The 20,238-nt window shown below is 36.5% G+C and carries 19 protein-coding genes; 5 read left to right on the top strand and 14 right to left on the bottom strand.

All coding sequences use genetic code 11. The features are described from left to right. Positions 1 to 3: 3 nt before the first annotated feature. The 3 genes from PBT91_RS02975 (at position 4) to PBT91_RS02965 (ending at position 2,399) form a co-directional block, all read left to right on the top strand. Complete coding sequence (locus PBT91_RS02975) at positions 4 to 1,059, top strand: S66 peptidase family protein (RefSeq protein WP_270060315.1); 1,056 nt, start codon at positions 4 to 6, stop codon at positions 1,057 to 1,059. 176 nt (positions 1,060 to 1,235) lie between these two features. Continuing rightward, a complete protein-coding gene (locus tag PBT91_RS02970; protein ID WP_270060314.1) occupies positions 1,236 to 1,796 on the top strand; it encodes a hypothetical protein in 561 nt (186 codons plus the stop codon). Between the two features lie 9 nt (positions 1,797 to 1,805). Next, positions 1,806 to 2,399, top strand: coding sequence for an inorganic diphosphatase (locus PBT91_RS02965; RefSeq protein ID WP_270060313.1), 594 nt, complete (start codon positions 1,806 to 1,808; stop codon positions 2,397 to 2,399). 76 nt (positions 2,400 to 2,475) lie between these two features. Here the strand turns inward: PBT91_RS02965 and ftsZ are convergent, their stop codons facing one another. The 13 genes from ftsZ to mraZ are packed head-to-tail and all read right to left on the bottom strand — an operon-like array spanning position 2,476 to position 18,111. Next, complete coding sequence (gene ftsZ, locus PBT91_RS02960; RefSeq protein ID WP_270060312.1) at positions 2,476 to 4,572, bottom strand: cell division protein FtsZ; 2,097 nt, start codon at positions 4,570 to 4,572, stop codon at positions 2,476 to 2,478. 37 nt (positions 4,573 to 4,609) lie between these two features. Further along, complete coding sequence (gene ftsA, locus PBT91_RS02955; protein ID WP_270060311.1) at positions 4,610 to 5,956, bottom strand: cell division protein FtsA; 1,347 nt, start codon at positions 5,954 to 5,956, stop codon at positions 4,610 to 4,612. A 3-nt stretch (positions 5,957 to 5,959) separates the two neighbouring features. Next, entirely contained in the window at positions 5,960 to 6,676 is a 717-nt protein-coding gene (locus PBT91_RS02950) for a cell division protein FtsQ/DivIB (RefSeq protein ID WP_270060310.1), read from the bottom strand. Beyond that, complete coding sequence (gene murC, locus PBT91_RS02945) at positions 6,666 to 8,021, bottom strand: UDP-N-acetylmuramate--L-alanine ligase (RefSeq protein WP_270060309.1); 1,356 nt, start codon at positions 8,019 to 8,021, stop codon at positions 6,666 to 6,668. The genes PBT91_RS02950 and murC overlap by 11 nt, the downstream gene beginning before the upstream one ends. A 7-nt stretch (positions 8,022 to 8,028) precedes the next feature. Then, on the bottom strand, positions 8,029 to 9,123 hold the full coding sequence (murG, locus tag PBT91_RS02940; protein ID WP_270060308.1) for an undecaprenyldiphospho-muramoylpentapeptide beta-N-acetylglucosaminyltransferase: 1,095 nt from the start codon (positions 9,121 to 9,123) through the stop codon (positions 8,029 to 8,031). Then, positions 9,120 to 10,328, bottom strand: a complete 1,209-nt coding sequence (locus PBT91_RS02935) for an FtsW/RodA/SpoVE family cell cycle protein (protein WP_270060307.1) — start codon at positions 10,326 to 10,328, stop codon at positions 9,120 to 9,122. Before PBT91_RS02935 ends, murG begins: the two co-directional genes overlap by 4 nt. A 30-nt stretch (positions 10,329 to 10,358) precedes the next feature. Next, positions 10,359 to 11,696 carry a UDP-N-acetylmuramoyl-L-alanine--D-glutamate ligase gene (gene murD, locus PBT91_RS02930; protein ID WP_270060306.1) on the bottom strand — a complete coding sequence of 446 codons (1,338 nt, stop codon included), beginning with the start codon at positions 11,694 to 11,696 and terminating at the stop codon, positions 10,359 to 10,361. A gap of 2 nt (positions 11,697 to 11,698) precedes the next feature. Beyond that, positions 11,699 to 12,937 carry a phospho-N-acetylmuramoyl-pentapeptide-transferase gene (gene mraY / locus PBT91_RS02925; RefSeq protein WP_270060305.1) on the bottom strand — a complete coding sequence of 413 codons (1,239 nt, stop codon included), beginning with the start codon at positions 12,935 to 12,937 and terminating at the stop codon, positions 11,699 to 11,701. Between the two features lie 25 nt (positions 12,938 to 12,962). Continuing rightward, on the bottom strand, positions 12,963 to 14,429 hold the full coding sequence (locus PBT91_RS02920; protein WP_270060304.1) for a UDP-N-acetylmuramoyl-L-alanyl-D-glutamate--2,6-diaminopimelate ligase: 1,467 nt from the start codon (positions 14,427 to 14,429) through the stop codon (positions 12,963 to 12,965). Next, positions 14,426 to 16,417 carry a penicillin-binding protein gene (locus PBT91_RS02915; RefSeq protein ID WP_270060303.1) on the bottom strand — a complete coding sequence of 664 codons (1,992 nt, stop codon included), beginning with the start codon at positions 16,415 to 16,417 and terminating at the stop codon, positions 14,426 to 14,428. Before PBT91_RS02915 ends, PBT91_RS02920 begins: the two co-directional genes overlap by 4 nt. Before the next feature lie 4 nt (positions 16,418 to 16,421). Continuing rightward, a complete protein-coding gene (locus PBT91_RS02910; protein WP_270061415.1) occupies positions 16,422 to 16,739 on the bottom strand; it encodes an FtsL-like putative cell division protein in 318 nt (105 codons plus the stop codon). 15 nt (positions 16,740 to 16,754) lie between these two features. Then, positions 16,755 to 17,651, bottom strand: coding sequence for a 16S rRNA (cytosine(1402)-N(4))-methyltransferase RsmH (gene rsmH / locus PBT91_RS02905; protein WP_270060302.1), 897 nt, complete (start codon positions 17,649 to 17,651; stop codon positions 16,755 to 16,757). Then, complete coding sequence (gene mraZ, locus PBT91_RS02900) at positions 17,638 to 18,111, bottom strand: division/cell wall cluster transcriptional repressor MraZ (protein WP_270060301.1); 474 nt, start codon at positions 18,109 to 18,111, stop codon at positions 17,638 to 17,640. Before mraZ ends, rsmH begins: the two co-directional genes overlap by 14 nt. Before the next feature lie 292 nt (positions 18,112 to 18,403). On the opposite strand from mraZ, the gene PBT91_RS02895 reads away from it, so the two are divergent. Further along, positions 18,404 to 19,168, top strand: coding sequence for an alpha/beta fold hydrolase (locus PBT91_RS02895; RefSeq protein ID WP_270060300.1), 765 nt, complete (start codon positions 18,404 to 18,406; stop codon positions 19,166 to 19,168). Between the two features lie 10 nt (positions 19,169 to 19,178). Further along, entirely contained in the window at positions 19,179 to 19,781 is a 603-nt protein-coding gene (gene yihA, locus PBT91_RS02890; RefSeq protein ID WP_270060299.1) for a ribosome biogenesis GTP-binding protein YihA/YsxC, read from the top strand. 94 nt (positions 19,782 to 19,875) lie between these two features. On the opposite strand, the gene PBT91_RS02885 is transcribed toward yihA, so the two are convergent. Further along, positions 19,876 to 20,238 (bottom strand): GTPase, encoded by a 363-nt coding sequence (locus tag PBT91_RS02885; protein ID WP_270060298.1) that lies wholly within the window; start codon positions 20,236 to 20,238, stop codon positions 19,876 to 19,878.

Genomic DNA, 20,238 nt, shown 5'->3' with positions numbered 1-20,238 from the left:
ACCATGGAAAGACGAAAATTTCTACAAAATATTGGATTAACGAGCCTGGCATTTCCTTTAACCACTTATGCGAGTAATACTTTCTCCGGAAATAAAATCACGAAAAAAATTATTAAACCAAAAGCTTTAAAAGAAGGTGACACTATTGGAATTGTAAGTCCTGCAAGCGCAATTTTTGAAACTGAACCATACCAAATCGCCAAAGAATCTTTTGAAGCGATGGGGCTAAAGGTGAAGTTTGGCAAATTTGTAAAAAACAGATACGGCCACTTAGCCGGTACCGACAAAGAACGTGCCGGTGAATTAAACGCAATGTTTAAAGATCCATCTATAGATGCAATAATTGCATTGCGTGGTGGTTCTGGTTCAGCAAGAATTTTAACACTTTTAGATTACGACGCAATAGAAGCCAACCCTAAAATCTTTATTGGATATAGCGATATTACGGCCTTACATTCGGCTATTTTCGAGAAAACAGGATTAGTTACATTTCATGCTCCAGTAGCGGTTTCTACATGGAATAGCTTTAGCGTTTCTCACCTAAAAGCTATTTTATTCAATAAAGAAAATCCGCTTTTAGAAAATCCAAAATCAATCGGCGATAATCTCACTCAAACTTCAAACCGTATTCGCACCATAGCAAGCGGAAGTGCAAAAGGACGGCTATTAGGTGGCAATCTTTCTGTATTAACCGGAATTATGGGGAGTGAATATTTCCCTTCAGATTGGAGTGACAAAATTTTATATATCGAAGATGTGGGCGAAAAAGTCTATGCAATAGACCGAATGATGACCCAACTTCAATTGGGAGGCGTTTTAAAGCAAATTAAAGGTTTCGTTTTTGGAAAATGTACCGAATGTGATCCTGGCGGAAGTGGTTACGGTAGCTTAACTTTAGAAGAAGTTTTAGATCATTACATTAAACCTTTAGGCATCCCAGCTTTTAGTGGAGCAATGATTGGTCACATCGACAATAACAGTACGATCCCAAACGGAATTGAAGCTGAAATTGATGGTAAATTGGGCACTATACAATTATTAGAAGCTGCAGTACTATAAGCTCATACTAAAAAAATCCTTTCCTGCAATAAGCAGGTATTGCTTACTTTTATAAAAAATTTAAGAATTATAAATCAATTAAATATCACTGAAAAGTGATTTAATTTAATAACAAATCTTATTTAAAAGCGTTAACGAACCTACGCCAAATTAAACAATAGCAATTACTACTGAAAATGAAAAAAAATATCCTATCCTTATTTATTTTATCTTGTTTATTACTAGTTTCCTGCCAGAAAGACGAGAACAATCCGTTCTTAATTACTGCAGCACAGGTGGGGAAATTGAAGAAAGATATCAAGATAAATCAACTAGACTCTCTGTATAAAGAAGATTCACTTGTAAAACAAATAAGTGGTCCTATGCAACTAAGAGCTACAGATGAAATAAAGGTTTTTGAAAAAGGAGGAGTAGAATTACTAAATTTAGAACCTGCACAAGAATTTGACAGCACCAGCACTATTGGTTACATAAGAGTGTTAGATCCCAGATTTAAAACCAAAGCAGGCTTAAATTCTGCAAGTACATTTAAAGACATTGTCGAAAATTATAAAATTTCGAGAATAGAAAACACCATTAGCTCGGCAGTAGTGTTTATCGATGAGATTAATGCCTATATAACGATCGATAAGAAAGAATTACCTTCTAGTTTGCGTTACGATACAGATACAAAAATTAGATCCTCACAAATTCCAGATGATGCAAAATTTAAATACTTTATGATCTACTGGGATTAACCCAAATCCATGAAGCATTTAAAAATTCTAATATTACCCATTTTAATTGTTTGTTTTAGCTGCAAAAACAAAGATTATTATAATCTTTCAGCAAGAAATGAAGATGGCAATTATCAAACTGTAGTTGAAATTCCGGCAGGTACAAATTTAAAAATAGAGTACAATCACGAACAGCAAAAATTTTTACCCGATCAGCGGGAAGGAATAGACAGGCTTATAGAATTTCTACCTTACCCCGGAAATTATGGTTTTATTCCTTCTACTTTTTCTGATCCAGAAAAAGGAGGTGATGGTGATGCCCTGGATGTTTTAATTTTAGGTGAATCTTTACAATCTGGTACTATAGTTCCCATTAAACCGATAGCGATTCTTAAATTGCTCGATGAAAATGAAGAAGATGATAAAATTATAGCTGTGCCAGCACTTAAAAAAGATCAAATATTTAAAGCAGAAACCTATAAAGATTTTCTAGAAAATTATCCTGAAGCTAAAGATATTATAGAACTTTGGTTTCTAAGCTACGATAAGGATAATAGCATCCAACTAAAAGGCTGGGGTAGTGAAAAAGAAGCTGAACAGAGAATTGAAAAATGGCGTGAATAATTATTTGCCTTATTTTCAAAAAATAAAAAAGAGGCCTTTGAGCCTCTTTTTATTTTTTCAGTCAAATTTCTCTGAACTAGTCTACATTATCGTGTAAAAACGAATTATTTCTTCTAAACTGAAGATCATTATTTTCATCTTGTCCCAATGTGGTACGCGACATTTTATTCTCTCCTGGATTAGAACTATCCAAATTTATACCAGCTCTTTTATAGGCAGGTTGCTTTTCAATTTCTTCAATTTGTGAAGCATTGCTTCTAAACTTGTAATTGAATTCTTTCATTTTTGCTCTACGCTCAGCTGCACGTTCTACAACATGCTCGGGAATTGGATTATTGAAAGGATTTGCATCCTGAGAATCTTCCTTTTGAGGAGCTGGCTGTACCGTACGTTTTTCAAAAGCGATACTTTCTTCTTTTGGCTCTTCTTTTTTAGGTTTGCTTGCTGGTTTTGAGTTCTCTAATTGCTGCTCAAATTCCATATAATCATCTAAACTATACCTCTTAACAGTACCGTCAATTGAGTTTTCTGCAGCTGAAACAACTTCAACAGGCTCATTTACCTCAATATTCTTCACCTCATTGGTAGGCTCATCTGAATTTAGCGTGTGTCTAATTACCGACTGCGGCTTTACTTCTTGTTGCGGTTGTTGCTTTGGGGCCTCAACTTCTTCTCTTGAAGTTGATTCCTTTGATTGCTCTTTATTTATTGGAAAATCGAATGTAAACATAAATTGATCATCATTCTCATCTTCCTGATTTCCCAAATTTTCTGATTCAGCATTAGTATCGTTAATTACAAAATCATCAGGATTTACATCATCGTAAAACACATCCATATTGTATGCTGAAGGTGGAGTATAAAGATCTGGATCTTTAGCAGGTGCAGAAGAAGATTCACTGCGCACTACCTCCTTTTGCTGTGGCCTTGTTTGCGGCTGCGGCTGCGGTTCTGGCTGTGGATTTTCATTTTTTGGTTGTGGTCGAGCATTTTCCACTTCCTCTAAATTTTCATCTAACGTATGAACGATCTTTTTTGGAGCTTCGGCTTCTCTTTTTTCTTCAGCTAATGGCAATTCTGTAAAAGAACCGGCATTTTTTTTATTTGAAGGAAATTCATGTTCAGCCTTTTGTTCATCCTCTAAAGTGTGGATGATCTTTTTAGTTTCAGTATTAGTGATTTCGTCTTGCTGTTCTACATTGAAACCAGTAGCAATAATAGTAACAGATATAGCACCTTCAAGCGATTCATCTTCACCAACACCCATAATTATGTTAGCACTGTGGCCGGCTTCTGCCTGAATATGATCGTTTATTTCACCAATTTCATCAATAGTAATTTCTTCGGAACCGGAAACAATTAATAGCAATACATTTTGAGCACCGGTAATTTTATTATCATTTAATAATGGAGAATCCAGAGCTTTAGCAATAGCATCCTGGGCACGACTTGCACCTGAAGCATTTGCAGATCCCATTATTGCGGTACCACTATTACTTAATACTGTCTTAGCATCTCTAAGGTCAATATTCTGTGTATAGTGATGGGTTATAACTTCTGCAATACCCCTGGAAGCTGTAGCTAACACTTCATCGGCTTTAGAGAAACCAGCTTTAAAACCAAGGTTACCGTAAACTTCACGCAGTTTATTGTTATTTATAACAATAAGAGAATCTACGTGGCTGCGCAGTTTTTCTACACCTCGCTGTGCCTGTTCGTTTCTCATTCTACCTTCAAACTGAAAGGGAATAGTTACAATCCCAACAGTAAGAATATCCATTTCTTTTGCCTGTTTTGCGATTACAGGAGCAGCACCTGTACCGGTACCTCCTCCCATACCTGCAGTAATAAATACCATTTTGGTATTTACATCAAGCATGTTTTTTATCTCGTCAAAACTTTCTACTGCTGCTTGCTCCCCGATTTGTGGATTAGCACCAGCTCCTAATCCCTCTGTAAGGCTTACCCCTAGTTGGATTTTATTTGGGACGGTACTATTTTCCAGAGCTTGCGAATCTGTATTACAGATTACAAAATCTACTCCTTTAATCCCTAATTGGTACATGTGGTTAATAGCGTTACTACCTCCACCACCTACACCAATAACTTTGATGACGTTCGATTGATTTTTAGGTAAATCGAATGATATGTCTCCGAATTCTGTATTGCTCATAAATTCAATTTTACTGGTTCTCTATTGTGCTATTTCGTTACTCTGCGTTATCTAAAAAATCTTTAAACTTTTCTGCCCATTTATCAAAAATACTCTTACGGGGCTTAGGCTGTTCTACCTGTACTTGAGGTTCTTCACGTTCTGGCGCGGGAACCTCTTTTTCTATTTCTACCGGCTCAGGCTCTTTTTCCTTCAACACAGCTTCTTCCTGAAAACTACTTTTACTGGCTTCCAGACTATTCATCACTAATCCTACAGCTGTTGCATACATAGGACTTGTAGTTTCACTTTCATTATTACCTGCCAGATGCTCGTTAGGAAATCCTATTCTGGTATCCATTCCAGTAATATACTCTACCAACTGCTTAAGATGCTTTAATTGTGCACCGCCGCCAGTTAATACTAATCCACCGATCAATTTTTTCTTTTGATCTTCGTGACCGTAGTTCTTTATTTCTAGATAAACCTGCTCTATAATTTCTACTACACGAGCATGAATTATTTTAGAAAGGTTTTTTAAGGTAATCTCTTTAGGTTCTCTACCGCGAAGTCCAGGAATAGAAACGATCTCATTATCCTTATTTTCGCCCGGCCATGCAGATCCAAATTTGATCTTCAGCAATTCAGCCTGCTTTTCTATGATAGAGCAGCCTTCTTTAATATCTTCTGTAATTACATTACCTCCAAATGGAATCACTGCAGTATGTCTTATAATTCCGTCTTTAAAGATTGCAAGATCTGTTGTACCACCACCTATGTCGATTAATGCTACACCCGCTTCTTTTTCTTCCTGACTCAACACCGCATTTGCCGAAGCTAAAGGCTCTAATGTTACTGCGGAAAGATCTAATCCTGCACTTTTAACGCAACGCCCAATATTTCTTATTGAAGAAACCTGCCCTACAACTACATGAAAATTAGCTTCAAGACGGCCGCCGTACATCCCGATTGGCTCTTTAATTTCAGCTTGACCATCTACTTTAAATTCCTGCGGAAGCACATGGATAATTTCCTCTCCCGGAAGCATCACTAATTTATGAACCTGATTACATAAACTGTGAATATCTTCAGCATCTATAACTTCTTCAGGATTTGGCCTGGTGATATAATCACTATGCTGTAAACTTCTTATATGCTGCCCGGCAATTCCCACAACAACATCACTAATTTTTAAGCCAGAATCTGCTTCAGCTTCCTGAATCGCTTGCTGTATCGATTGTATGGTCTGCGTAATATTATTTACCACACCACGATGTACGCCAAGACTTTTAGATTTACCAATCCCAACAATTTCTACCTTTCCATACTCATTCTTCTTGCCAATCATGGCAACAATCTTGGTGGTCCCTATATCCAGTCCTACTGCAATATCATTTTGCTCCATATCTTACTTTTTAGTGCATACAACCTGGTTTCCAAATTGTAAATTCACTCTCTTATAGGTATCTAACTTTTCATCTTTTAAAGCCTTTTTATAAAATGCTTTAAAATTGTTAAACTTCAATTCTACATTTTTAATTGCTCCAAAGTAAACTACAAAATCAAGCTTCCGCATGTTCAACTCATATCGTCCGTTGTTAAGACGATTTATTGTAGTTATATGCTTACTAAGAAAACTATCATTTTTAATATAACTTACCAACGGATATGCTTCTAAAATATTAACTTCATCAAATCCCAACATTAATGGCACGCGAGCAGAAAAATTTTCTGAAAGCGGCATAACCTTACCGTTTTTATCTAGGTAAAATGAGGTATTACCCACGGCTCTTCCAATAGGTTTACGCTGACTAACGATTGCTGAAAGCTTTCCATCAAGATCAAGATAAACCTCTGCATTTTCAATCATCTCGTTGCTATTAAGCAACGCTTCTACCTTATTCAAATCTAAAGTTTCTTCGCCCAGGTTAGCATTTGCTTCTTCATTTTGTATCAACAAGTTATTAACTGAATCTACCGTTATATACAAGTTCTCACTATCTGTAAAATGAACTTCTGTACCGCTCATTTTGCGATTGTCATGACGCTTCTCTGCAAAACCAAATAGAAAAGCTACCAATCCTATTAAAAGCACAAATTTTATGTAACCTAACCTAGATTTCATCTTCAAATGCTTTTTTAACCTGTTCTACTTCATTCCCTATATCACCAGCGCCAAGCATTAAAACAACTTTGGCTTTACTTTTTTTAATTTCGGCTACTAGGTCATTACTTTTTACCAAATGCTTATTCGGATTATCAATTTTGCTCAATAACCATTCTGAATTTACTCCTTCGATAGGTTTTTCTCTTGCCGGATAAATATCCATCAGCAATACTTCGTCAAATTGCGATAATTTCTCAGCAAAATCATCTGCAAAATCTCTTGTTCTGCTGAATAAATGAGGCTGAAAAATGACCAAATTGGGCATTTCAGGATACATTTCTTCAACCGCATTAAATACTGCATCAATCTCTGCCGGATGATGCGCATAATCGTCGATAAGCGTAAACTCTCTGGATTTCAACTTATATGAAAATCGTCTACGAACACCGGCAAAACTTCTTAATGCTTCACCTAATACATTTGAAGGAGTTCCATATTCCAACGCCATAGCTAACGCAGTAACCGCATTCATTACATTATATCTACCAGGCAAATTGAGAATAAAACCTTCTATAATTTCAGACGGAGTTTTTAGATCGAAATGATAACTACCGTCGATAATTTTTATGTTGATTGCTGAAAAATCGGCATCATCTTCAATTCCTATAGTTTTTCCTTTTAGCGGAAGTCCGTTTTTAATAAAAAGCGTTCCATCCTCTGGTAGTAAATCTGCAAAGGCTTTAAAGGAAGCTTGTAAATGTTCATTTACTCCATAGATATCCAAATGATCGGCATCCATAGAATTAATGGCCGCTATTTTTGGCGAAAGATGAAGAAAAGAACGATCAAATTCATCTGCTTCAGCAACAATAACTTCATCACCCTTCAGAATTAAATTACTCTGAATGTCTTCACTAACTCCGCCCAAAAATGCCGTTACCGGAGCATTTGTTTCCTTTAGTAAATGTCCTAATATGGCTGTTGTGGTAGTTTTCCCATGCGTGCCTGCAACGGCAAGCGTAAAACGATCACGACTTATTAATCCAAGAATCTCAGCTCGTTTCTTAAGAATATATTGTTCCTGAATAAAATATTGATATTGTAAATTCTCCTTAGGAACCGCAGGAGTATAGACTACAATAGTGTTTTCTGAACTTTTAAATTGCTGCGGAATTTCACTAATTTCATCATTAAAAGTCACAAGAATACCTTCAGCTTCCAATTCTTTAGTAAGCACTGAAGCTGTTTTATCGTAACCGGCGACATTCTTGCCTTGGGATTTAAAGAAACGCGCTAAAGCGCTCATCCCAATACCGCCAATACCGATAAAATAAAAGTTTTGTATGTGACTAAAATTACTCAATCTTGGTTTATCTAATAATTAGTTTTTCAATTTCGTCTACAATATCGGCCGTTGCATTAGGCAGGGCCATTTTTTTTATATTCTCACCTAATTCTTTCTGCTGACTTTCGTTATTCAGCAAATCGAAAAATGTATTTTCAAATTTCTGCTCCAGCTCGGTTTCACCAATGGTTATAGCAGCATCATTTTTAGTCACTGCCATAGCATTTTTAGTCTGGTGATCTTCAGCAACATTAGGAGACGGAATAAAAATCACCGGTTTCCCGACGATACACAATTCAGAAACACTTCCTGCTCCCGCCCTAGAAATAATAACATCTGCCGCAGCATAGGCCAAATCCATTCGGTTTAAAAACTGATGAACCTGAACAGTACCTTCAGAATACGATTTGTATTCTTCGAAATACAATTTCCCACACTGCCAGATAAGCTGAATATCATTCTTCTTCAACCTATCTGAATATTGAGCGATTAATTGATTTACTCTTCTTGCGCCTAAACTCCCGCCAAGCACAAGCACTGTTTTTTTATTTGTATCAAGATTGAAAAACTTCTGCGCTTCTTCTCTCTTGGTATCTATATTCAATAAATCCTGACGTACCGGATTTCCTGTTTTCTTTACTTTTTCCTGCGGAAAGAATCGCTTGACTTCATCATAAGCAGCACAAATTACATTTGCTCTTTTCGCAAGGATCTTATTAGTGATCCCTGGAAATGAGTTTTGTTCCTGAAGCAAGGTTGGTATATCCTGCTTATTCGCCACATGCAATAAAGGTCCGCTTGCAAATCCGCCCGTTCCTATAGCTACATTCGGTTTAAAATCCTTAATAATCTTTTTGGATTTACTAATGCTATTCAGCAATTTGAATGGAAACATTAGATTTTTAAACGTTAGCTTTCGTTGCAAACCACTAATCCAAAGACCTTCGATCTCATAACCCGCTTGCGGTACTTTCTCCATCTCCATTTTATCCTGCGCTCCCACAAACTTGATTTTCGCATCGGGATAGCGGCGCTTTACCTCATCGGCAATCGCAATGGCCGGATAGATATGGCCTCCTGTACCTCCGCCAGATAATATGATGCGTAAATCTTTACTCATATAGCTTCACTTAAAATATCTAGAGGATTTTCGTCCTCTGCTTTTCTTTCTGCTTCTTCAGATTCTTTTTCTTCTTCTCTCTTTGCGCTTACACTAAGAATAATACCAAGCGACAAGCACGTCATCCAAATTGAGGTTCCTCCACTACTTATTAATGGAAGCGTTTGTCCCGTTACCGGAAATAATTCTACCGCAACAGCCATATTTACTAATGCCTGAAAGATAATTGGTAAACCAACCCCCATCACCAGCAGTTTTCCAAAAACAGAATTGGCTTTTGTAGCCACAATAATAATCCTAAACAAAATCATCAAATATGCTAACATTACTCCAAAAGCGCCAATGAGGCCCATTTCTTCAACAATTATGGCATAAATAAAATCTGAAGAGGACTGTGGTAAAAAATTTCGTTGTACACTTTTTCCTATTCCAGTACCAGTAATCCCTCCTCTTGCAATTGCTATTTTTGCTTTTTCAATTTGATAATCGGCCTCGGTATCTTCGTCGTTCGTAAAATTTTCTAATCTACTAGTCCAAGTATCTATCCTATTTGGCAAAACACCGGGAAAAGCTTTCGCTGCAAGCACAAAAATTCCGAATAAAACGACTCCTGCCAATACAACTGCCGACAAATATTTTATAGGATATCCTCCTAAAAACATGAGTACCAAAACCATAACAAAAATAATTGCAGTTGTGGAAAAATTGGCCGGCAAAATTAACATTAATACTGAACCTACAGGCACCCAAAGGGGTAAAATTGTCTCTTTAAAAGTGATTTTTTTTTCGGTGATTTTAGACATATATCTGGCGACATAAATCATTAAAACCACCGCTGCAAATGTGGAAGATTGAAATGTAACTCCCAATACCGGAATACGTATCCATCTACTAGCATTTGCACCATCGATCACCGTTCCCTGAGCCATTGTATAAACAAGCAACACAACAACTACTGGTAACATTAAAATCGATAAGCCTCGATAATAATGATAGGGTACTTTATGCGCTGCAAACAATACACAAAACCCTAGCAACAAATGGAAAAAATGAACAATCAAATATTTAAATGTACTACCATCACCATACAGGTAAGCTATATTACTACTGGCACTATATACCGGCAAAAATGAAAAAATTGCCAGCAAACCAGCCGTAGCCCAGATTACCTTATCTCCTTTAATATTTGCAAAAATGTTTCCCATTTCGCTGTTTCAGTTAAACTGAATGATCTTCTATAAATTTCTAACCGCTTCTTTAAACTGTCTACCGCGATCCTCGTAGTTCTCAAACAAATCGAAACTTGCACAAGCTGGTGAAAGCAATACGGTATCACCTTTTTCAGTAAGGCGGTAAGCCATTTTCACAGCTTCACTCATACTTTCAGTTTCTACCAAAGTCTCGACACAATTCCCAAAAGAATTAATGATCTTGGTATTATCTACACCAAGGCAAATAATCGCTTTTACTTTTTCATTTACCAGTGGTAAAAGTTCATCGTAAACATTGCCTTTATCAACGCCACCTAAGATCCAAACCGTCTGGCCTTCCATACTTTCTAAAGCGTAGTATGTTGCATTTACGTTTGTTGCCTTAGAATCGTTGATATATTGAACGTTATTAATTTTAAGTACTTTTTCCAAACGATGCTCTACTCCCTGAAAACTCTCCATACTCTCACGAATCGTATTCTTTCTTATTTTAAGAAGCTTTGCTACCGTAGCCGCTGCCATTGCATTCTTTGCATTATGTTTACCCTCTAATGTTAAATCTGAAGTACTCATAGTAAACTCTGTATTTTGTGTCTTTATGATAATTTTGTCTTTTTCTATATAAGCACCATTCTCCAGCTTTTTCTCCAGCGAAAATGGCAGTAACTGTGCGTTAACTTTGTTGTTTTTTAGCCAGTTTGTAATTACCTCGTCATCTGCGTCATAAATAAAATAATCTTCCTCTGTTTGGTTCTTTGTAATCCTGAATTTGGAATTGATATAATTCTCAAACTTATAATCATATCGATCTAAATGATCGGGTGTTATATTGGTCAAAATCGCAATATGCGGTCTAAAATTTTTGATTCCATCTAACTGAAAACTACTAAGCTCCAATACGTAATAATCGGGATTGGTTTCAGCAACCTGTTTCGCAAAACTATCCCCAACATTACCAGCCATTCCTACTTTTAAACCGCCATCTTTTAAAAGATGATTTGCAAATTTTGTAGTAGTGGTTTTACCGTTACTTCCGGTTATTCCTATTATAATCGCATTGGTATATTCCGCAGCAAATTCTATTTCAGAAATCACAGGAATTCCTTTTTCCCGAAGTGCTTTAATCATCGGCACTGTATCTGGAATACCGGGACTTTTCATCACCACATCAGCATCAAAAATTTGAGCTTCCGTATGCTTTTCTTCTTCCCACTCTATATCAAGATGTTCAAGAACTTTTTTATATTTTTCTTTTATTTTTCCTTTGTCTGAAAGCCATATTTTATAGCCTTCTTTTTTAGCCAAAATTGCTGTTCCTATACCACTTTCTCCTCCACCAAGTATGACGATCTTTTTATTCAATTTTATCGAAGTTTAAGTGTCACCACAGTTAGAATGGCCAAAAATATTCCCACAATCCAAAAACGAACAACAATTTTACTTTCATGATGTCCCTTCTTTTGATAGTGGTGATGTAATGGCGACATTAAAAATATCCTTCTTCCTTCGCCAAATCTTTTCTTAGTGTATTTAAACCATGAAACCTGTAGTATTACAGAAAGATTTTCAACAAGAAAAATTCCGCATAAAATAGGTATCAATAGTTCTTTTCTGGATGCTATTGCCAAAACAGCAATGATTCCGCCAATGGTTAAACTACCTGTATCCCCCATAAACACCTGAGCGGGAAATGTGTTATACCATAAAAATCCTACCAACGCACCGGTAAAAGCGGTGATATAAATAGTCATTTCACCAGAATCTGGGATATACATGATATTTAGGTAATCTGAGAAAATAATGTTCCCCGAAACCCAGGCGAAAATACCCAGTGTTAACACTATAATTGCTGAAGAACCTGCGGCAAGACCATCTACGCCATCGGTAAGATTTGCTCCGTTAGATACCGCTGTAACGATAATAATTACAATCGGTATAAAAATAATCCAGGCGTATTTTGCCAAATCTGGATTAATCCATGAGATTATTTTGGAGTAATCGAACTCATTATTTTTTACAAAAGGAATCGTAGTAGTAAGATTTTTTTGGCTAGGCCCCATTTCTGGTAACTTTTTATCACCAAGCATCATTTCCTGAGTGATAACATCTTCAGAATTTGTCTTTTCTTTTACCGTAATTCCGTCGTGAAAATACATTACGCAACCTACGATCAAACCAAGACCTACCTGCCCTAAGATTTTAAACTTACCGGGCAATCCCTCTTTATCTTTTTTAAATGTTTTAATATAATCATCCAAAAAGCCGATAGCTCCCATCCAGATGGTAGTGATGATTAGTAAAATCACATAAATATTCTCCAATTTGGCCAAAAGCAATACCGGGATTAGCGTCGCAATAATGATAATTAAGCCTCCCATTGTTGGCGTGCCGGCTTTTTCAGTTTGTCCTTGCAAACCAAGCTCGCGTACACTTTCACCAATTTGCTTGGTCTGTAAGTAAATGATAATTCGCTTCCCGTAAATTGTAGAAATTAACAACGACAAAAGAATAGCCATAGCAGACCGGAATGAAATATATTCAAACAGCTGAGCTCCCGGAAACTGATATTGCTCTTCTAAAAATTGAAATAAATAATAAAGCATATTCTAATTTTCTGCCTTTTGGCGTTTACTTTTTTAGCTGTTTTAAAAACTCATTTACAATTTTGAGATCATCAAAATCATGCTTTTCGCCATGTATTTCTTGATAGGTCTCATGCCCTTTTCCAGCGATCAAAATAATATCGTTGGCTTTGGCCATCTGACAAGCGGTTTTAATGGCTTGTTTTCTATTGGTTACTGAAAGTGTTTTATTGAAATTTTGAGGCTCTACCCCTTTTTCTATTTCTTCGATAATAGCATCGGGATCTTCCGTTCTTGGATTATCACTGGTAAAGATCACTTTAGAACTTAATGCTGAAGCAATATGTCCCATTTTAGGTCTTTTAGTTCGATCTCTATCACCACCACAACCAACAACTGTGATTAATTCCTCATTTTTAGTTCGAATCGCATTGATGGTTTCCAGCACATTTTTTAAAGCATCTGGCGTGTGTGCATAATCGACAATCGCAGTAATTTTTTCTTCGGAAGAAATCACGTATTGAAAACGCCCATTTACAGAGTGTAGCTCACTTATAAACTTCAGGTTTTCTAAAGGCTCTAAGCCTAATAATTCTGCAGCGGAATAAATAGCAAGAATATTATAAGCGTTGAAGTTTCCGATTAAACGCGACCAAACTTCCTGATCATTTATTTTCAGCAATAATCCTGTGAATTGATTTTCCAGAATTTGTGCTTTATAATCAGCGTAATTTTTTAAACCGTACGTGTATTGTTTCGCATTAGTGTTTTGAAGCATTACCTCTCCATTCTTATCATCAACATTGGTTAATGCAAAAGCTGAAGCTGGCAATTCATCAAAAAAGCGTTTTTTCACATCTCTATATTCTGCGAAACTAGAATGGTAATCTAAATGATCATGACTAAGATTGGTGAAAATTCCGCCTGCAAATTCTAATCCTGTTGTACGGTGTTGATCGATCCCGTGAGAACTCACTTCCATAAAGCAATATTCTACACCTTCTTCGTTCATTTCCGCCAAATAATGATTGATTGTTAAAGAATCTGGAGTTGTGCGAACTGCCTCATAAAGTGTATCGCCAACCATTACTTTTACTGTTGAAAGTAAACCAACCTTAAACCCGGCTTTGGTAAATAGATCATACAATAAAGTAGCTATTGTGGTTTTACCATTGGTACCGGTAACCCCCACCACTTTTAATTTGTCTGAAGGATTTCCGTAGAAATTTGAAGCCATAAAAGCCAATGCCTCTTTAGAGTTGGCTACCTGCACATAAGTAACTCCGTTTATAATATTCGTTGGAAGTTCTTCACAGATAATCACCAAAGCGCCTTGATTAATCGCTTTTTCTATAAAATCATGACCGTTGGAAACCGTGCCGGTAATGGCTACAAAAACATCATTCATTTCAACTTTTCTAGAATCGAAATGAATATTATTTATAGCTACTGCAGTATTCCCTACTACAGATTCCATGCTTACTTTATATAATATGTCCTTAAGTATTTTCAACTTAACTTCAGATTTACTTTTTGATTAGTTTTTATTTTCTGTCCGGCAATAATCGACTGACTTTTTACAATCCCATCACCATTTACCTGAACTTTTAATCCTAAATTCTCCAAAATCGGAATAGCATCCATAGCCGGCATACCTTTTACATTCGGCATAACTAATTTTTGATTTCCAACTTCAGAATAATATTTTTCAAAATCTTTTTCTATAATTTCGTTTTCGACATCCAAAGATGGAAGTGTATCCATTATTGGTGTATCGGTATAAATTTTTTGTGCTATTCTTTTAAAAACCGGAGCGGCTACAATATTCCCATAATACCCTTTGCTCCTCTTTGGTTTATGAACAACCACAATGCAGGAATATTTAGGATTATCTGCAGGAAAATATCCGGCAAAAGAAGCTATATATCTTCCCGGCTCTATCCAATATTCGGTTTGACAGGTTCCTGTTTTACCGGCCATTGAAAAATTAGGCGTATATATATTTGCTGCCGTACCACGTTTCACGGTATTTTTCATCATTTCCCGAACTTTTTTCGCAGTTTCGGGAGAACAGATAGAAGGATTAATTACTTCTTTTTCCATTTTTACGATGGTCTTATCCCACTCTTTTACTTCCTTTATAAATCGTGGTTTTACCATTTTGCCATCGTTCGCGATAGCATTATAAAAATTTAGTGTTTGTAGAGGAGTGATTGAAACTCCATAACCAAACGCCATCCAGGGAAGACTTAAACCATTCCATCCTTTATCATCTGGGTGTGGTATTTTAGGACTTCCTTCTCCTTTAATTTCTAATCCGATTTTTCGAGATATTCCCATATCATCAAGTCTATCCACAAACTTTCCCGGATTGCTTTTGTAACCCTGAGTGATCATTTTTGTGAAAGCGGTGTTCGAAGAAAGCTCAAAAGCTCTTGCTGCGGTAATTTTTCCATAGCCGCCGTGATGAGAATCACGAACTGCCCTTCCGTAAAAACGAACAACACCATTCTCCGTATCTACCACCTGGCTTGTATCTATCACTCCATCTTCTAAACCGGCAACCATTGCCATTAACTTAAAAGTTGAACCAGGTTCATGCGCCTCGTAAACCGCATAATTTCGCTTTTCGAAATAAGTTCCCTGATCGGTGCGACCAAGATTAGACATTGCTTTAATCTCGCCAGTTTCGGTTTCCATCACGATCACAGTCCCATGTTCAGCTTCAAAATCTTCTAGTTGCTTCAGTAAGGCGTGATGCGCTATATCCTGAATATTTACATCGATCGTAGAAATTACATCGTAACCATCTTTAGGTTCAACTTCATTATTGTCACTAATAGGCTTCCATTGTCCCTTGGCAATTTTTTGTTTTAATCGATGCCCGTCGGTTCCTCTTAAATAAGGACCAAATGCTCCTTCTAATCCAACTCTGGTAAAATATCCTTCATCATCCTTACGCTCGTAACCAACCGTACGCTCTGCCATTTTACCTAGTGGATGCTCTCTTACCGTGCGTTGCTCTACAATAAGGCCACCTTTATAAGCTCCCAAATTAAAAATCGGGAAGCTTTTAATTTTCATGTATTCTGAATATCCAAGGCCTCGAGTTATCAAAACGTAACGTTGATTGTGGGCACGAGCAGTTCTTAGTTTATGAACATAATAGGAAGGCGTATTCCCTAACATTTTAGAAAGCTCTTTGGAGAGATTTAATACATTACTTTCAAAAACTTCATCTGAAACAGTTACTGCATCAAACCTAATATCATATTTTGGTACCGAAGCTGCTAAAAGGCTTCCATTAGAATCGTAAAGGTTCCCCCGGTTTGCCGGAATTTTGAAATTGCGATAAACTCGTTCTTCAGAAAGTTGCTTATAATGTTCTCCTTCTACAAATTGAATATCCATTAGCTTCACACCAACAGCCACTGCAAAGATGAACATGCATCCTGCAATAAAATATAACCTGTTTAATATGCCTTTATCAGTGGTTGCCATACAACTACTCGCTAATTTTCACTTTTAATTTATATGGAGGATTATCAGAAGGGCCCACACCAATTTTCTTCATTTCGTTGGTTACAGTAGATTCCATTTTGATTTTCATCAAATTAGAACGTCCTTCTAAAAATTCACTTCTTAATTCTAATACATCTTCATGCAAGCGTGCTATCTCGTGCACTTTACGCTCTGCACTGTGCGAACTTGCAATCATGATGATAGCCAAAACAGTACAAAACACGATAAAACGCCAGTTTTTAAAAGCATCATCGTTAATTAGAAAATTTGCCTTAAGAATGTTGTAAAAACCCTTCTTCATCTCCAAACACAGCTTTTAAAGCTTCTTCGCTATTCGTAATTTTGCGCTTCTAGCCCTATTGTTTTCACTTATTTCTTTTTGTGTGGGCACTATAAGACGCCCTACCTTTTTAAACGGCACTGAAATATTTCCGTAGAAATCTTTTTCTGGCTCGCCTTCAAAAAGTCCGCTTCGTATATATCGTTTCACCAAACGATCTTCTAGAGAGTGATAAGAGATTAAACTAATTCTCCCATTCTTCTCTAACATATCTTCTGTTTGAAGCAAAAATTCTTTTAAAACTTCTAATTCCTGGTTTACCTCTATGCGAATTGCCTGGTAAATTTGTGCTAGAATTTTATTTTCTTTCCCTTTAAACAAATGAGGTTTTAAAAGTTCATTTAAGTTCTCGCTATTTTCTATAGGGCCATTTTTACGCTCTTCAGCAATAATCCTTGCCAGCTTTGGCGCATTCTTTAAATCGGCATATTGATAAAACAAGCTTTTAAGCTGCTCCTCTTCATATTCATTTATTACTTGATAGGCACTTAGAGCGCTTTTTTGATCCATGCGCATATCTAACTTCGCATTAAATCGTGTTGAAAATCCACGTTCAGCTTCGTTAAATTGATGGGAAGAAACGCCGAAGTCACCTAAAATTCCATCTACTTTTTTTACACCATAAAATCTCAAAAAACGCTTTATGAATCTAAAATTCTCATTGATTAGCGTAAAACGAGGATCGTTTATTTTATTTTGTAAAGCATCGGTATCTTGATCGAAGGCATAAAGCTTTCCATTCTCTCCTAATCTGTTTAAAATTTCACGTGAATGACCGCCGCCACCAAAAGTGACATCTACGTACACGCCATCGGGTTTAATATTTAAACCATCTACAGATTCTTCTAATAATACCGGATTATGATATTCCATCGAAATCGAAATCTTCAGTTCCCATTACCTCTTCTGCAAGATCTGCAAAATCATCGCTTGCAGCGTCTATTGCTTCTTCGTACTTATCTTTATCCCAGATTTCTACAATATTAATTGCTGAAGAAAGCACGATCTCTTTCGAAATTCCTGCAAAACCAACCAGGTCTTTAGGAATTAATAATCTGCCATTACCATCTACCTCTACGGTTTTCACACCTGCCGTAAATCTTCGGATAAAGTCGTTGTTTTTCTTTTTAAAGCGATTAAGTTTATTCATTCGTTCCATGAGCTTATTCCACTCTTCCATGGGATACAATTCTAAACAAGACTGAAAAACAGCTCGTTTAATCACAAAACCTTCCTGAAGCATAGGCATAAGCTGTTTCTTAAGAGCTGAAGGCACCATTAGCCGCCCCTTACTATCCACTTTACACTCGTATGTTCCAATGAGATTTACCACATATTCGCTTTACAAAGTCAAATATATTGAAATTATTACCACTTTTTACCACATATTACCACTTTGTTGATAAGTTTTTCCACCGTATTTAGCTGAAACAGTTTGAAATAGCGCTATTCCATTCGGTTCCAACAGTTTATTTTTTGTTATAAAAATTGTGTTAAAATTACCACTTGTTAATTACAGGTTTATATAATACTGAAATCCAATATTCACTTTCCTATTCCGCAAAAATGATTATACTTGTAATGAAATCGCTATATTTGCGATTGCTAACCGGCAAAGGGTATCAATGAAAAATAATTTAAGGAAAGAGGGAAAATTCACATATTTAGAAATAGGCGAAGGAACTCCGATAGTTATTTTACACGGACTTATGGGCGGCCTAAGTAATTTTGACGGAGTGGTAGATTTTTTCCCTTCCAAAGGATATAAAGTCTTAATCCCAGAACTTCCGCTTTATTCTATGTCTCTCCTTAAAACAAGTGTTGGAACTTTCGCAAAATACTTGAAAGAGTTTGTAGACTTTAAAAATTTAGATGAAGTTATTCTTTTAGGAAATTCCCTTGGTGGCCATATTGCATTGGTTACAACCAAACTATATCCGGAAATAGTAAAAGGCTTGGTAATAACAGGTAGTTCTGGTCTCTACGAAAATGCGATGGGAGAAAGTTACCCGCGACGTGGCGACTATGAATTTATCAAGAAAAAAGCACAAAATGTATTTTACGATCCGGCTGTAGCGACTAAGGAAATCGTAGATGATGTTTACCACACTGTGAGCGATCGTAACAAACTGGTAAAAACACTTGCTATCGCTAAAAGTGCCATAAGACATAACATGGCAAAAGATCTACCTAAAATGAAAACTCCAACTTGTATTATTTGGGGAAAAAATGACAACGTAACTCCGCCAGAAGTTGCCGAGGATTTTCACCGGCTTTTACCAGATTCCGATCTTTACTGGGTAGACAAATGCGGGCATGCTGCAATGATGGAGCATCCCGATCTTTTTAATGATTTACTTTATAACTGGCTGCAGAAAAGAAATTTCTAAACAAATTAAAATGAAGATTAATACTGCTGAATTTGTAATTAGTAACTCTAAAGTTGCTAAGTGCCCTAACAGCCCGTTACCCGAATATGCTTTTATCGGGCGTAGTAATGTGGGTAAATCTTCATTAATCAATATGCTTACCGGGCGAAAAAGCCTAGCAAAAACCTCTGCCAAACCAGGAAAAACGCAGCTTATTAATCACTTTTTGATTAATAAAAATTGGCACCTGGTTGATTTACCGGGTTATGGTTACGCGAAAGTTTCTAAATCTGCTAAAAGAGTTTTTCAGAAATTCATTACGGCTTATTTTGAAGAACGTAAACAGTTGATTTGCGCCTTTGTACTAATCGATAGTCGCCACAAACCGCAATCTATTGATATGGAATTTATGCAATGGCTTGGAGAACATGCCATTCCTTTTTGCTTGATTTTCACAAAAACAGACAAACTTAAACCTAAAGAACTCGAAAAAAATATCCTGAACTATCAGGAAGAAATGCTGCAGGTTTGGGAACAAATGCCGCACTTTTTTGTGACCTCATCTACCGCAAAAACAGGTGGAGAAGACATTCTCGAATTTATCGAAAATCTAAATAACGAGGTTACTGAGTAAATTACTTTAAAATAATTTCAGCAGGAATTTAAGGTAAAATGGTTTTAGTCAAGAAGGAAGCTCTTGAGTATTAAATCTAGTTTGTTGCTTAAAATCATATCCGATTTTCTATAATTTCGATAAGCTTTTCTACGGAAGAGATCTCCTCAAACTCCTCTGCTGAAATAAGCACCTGCAATCCTTCATGTTGAGAAAAGAGTACCGTAGGAAATGTAAACTTCAGTAAATATTTTGAAGCAAAAAATTTCAAAAACTCATCTTTGTGATAAAACTCCATGTCGATATTCGACGATTTTCGATAGTTTTTCCAAGTGCTATTTTCTCCTGCCAAACCATGAGTTACCGAACAAAGTTTACAGGAATAGTTGTCGGGCTTTAGAATCTTGTGAGCCGAATCTAAAACCGAATTCCACCAACCTGAATTTGCGTTATAAACAAAGATGAGTTTCTTATGCAA

The organism is Zunongwangia sp. HGR-M22, assembly GCF_027594425.1.
Taxonomy (GTDB): Bacteria; Bacteroidota; Bacteroidia; order Flavobacteriales; family Flavobacteriaceae; genus Zunongwangia.
Note: the sequence above shows the minus strand (reverse complement) of the source record. Positions and strands in the feature narration are given on the sequence as shown.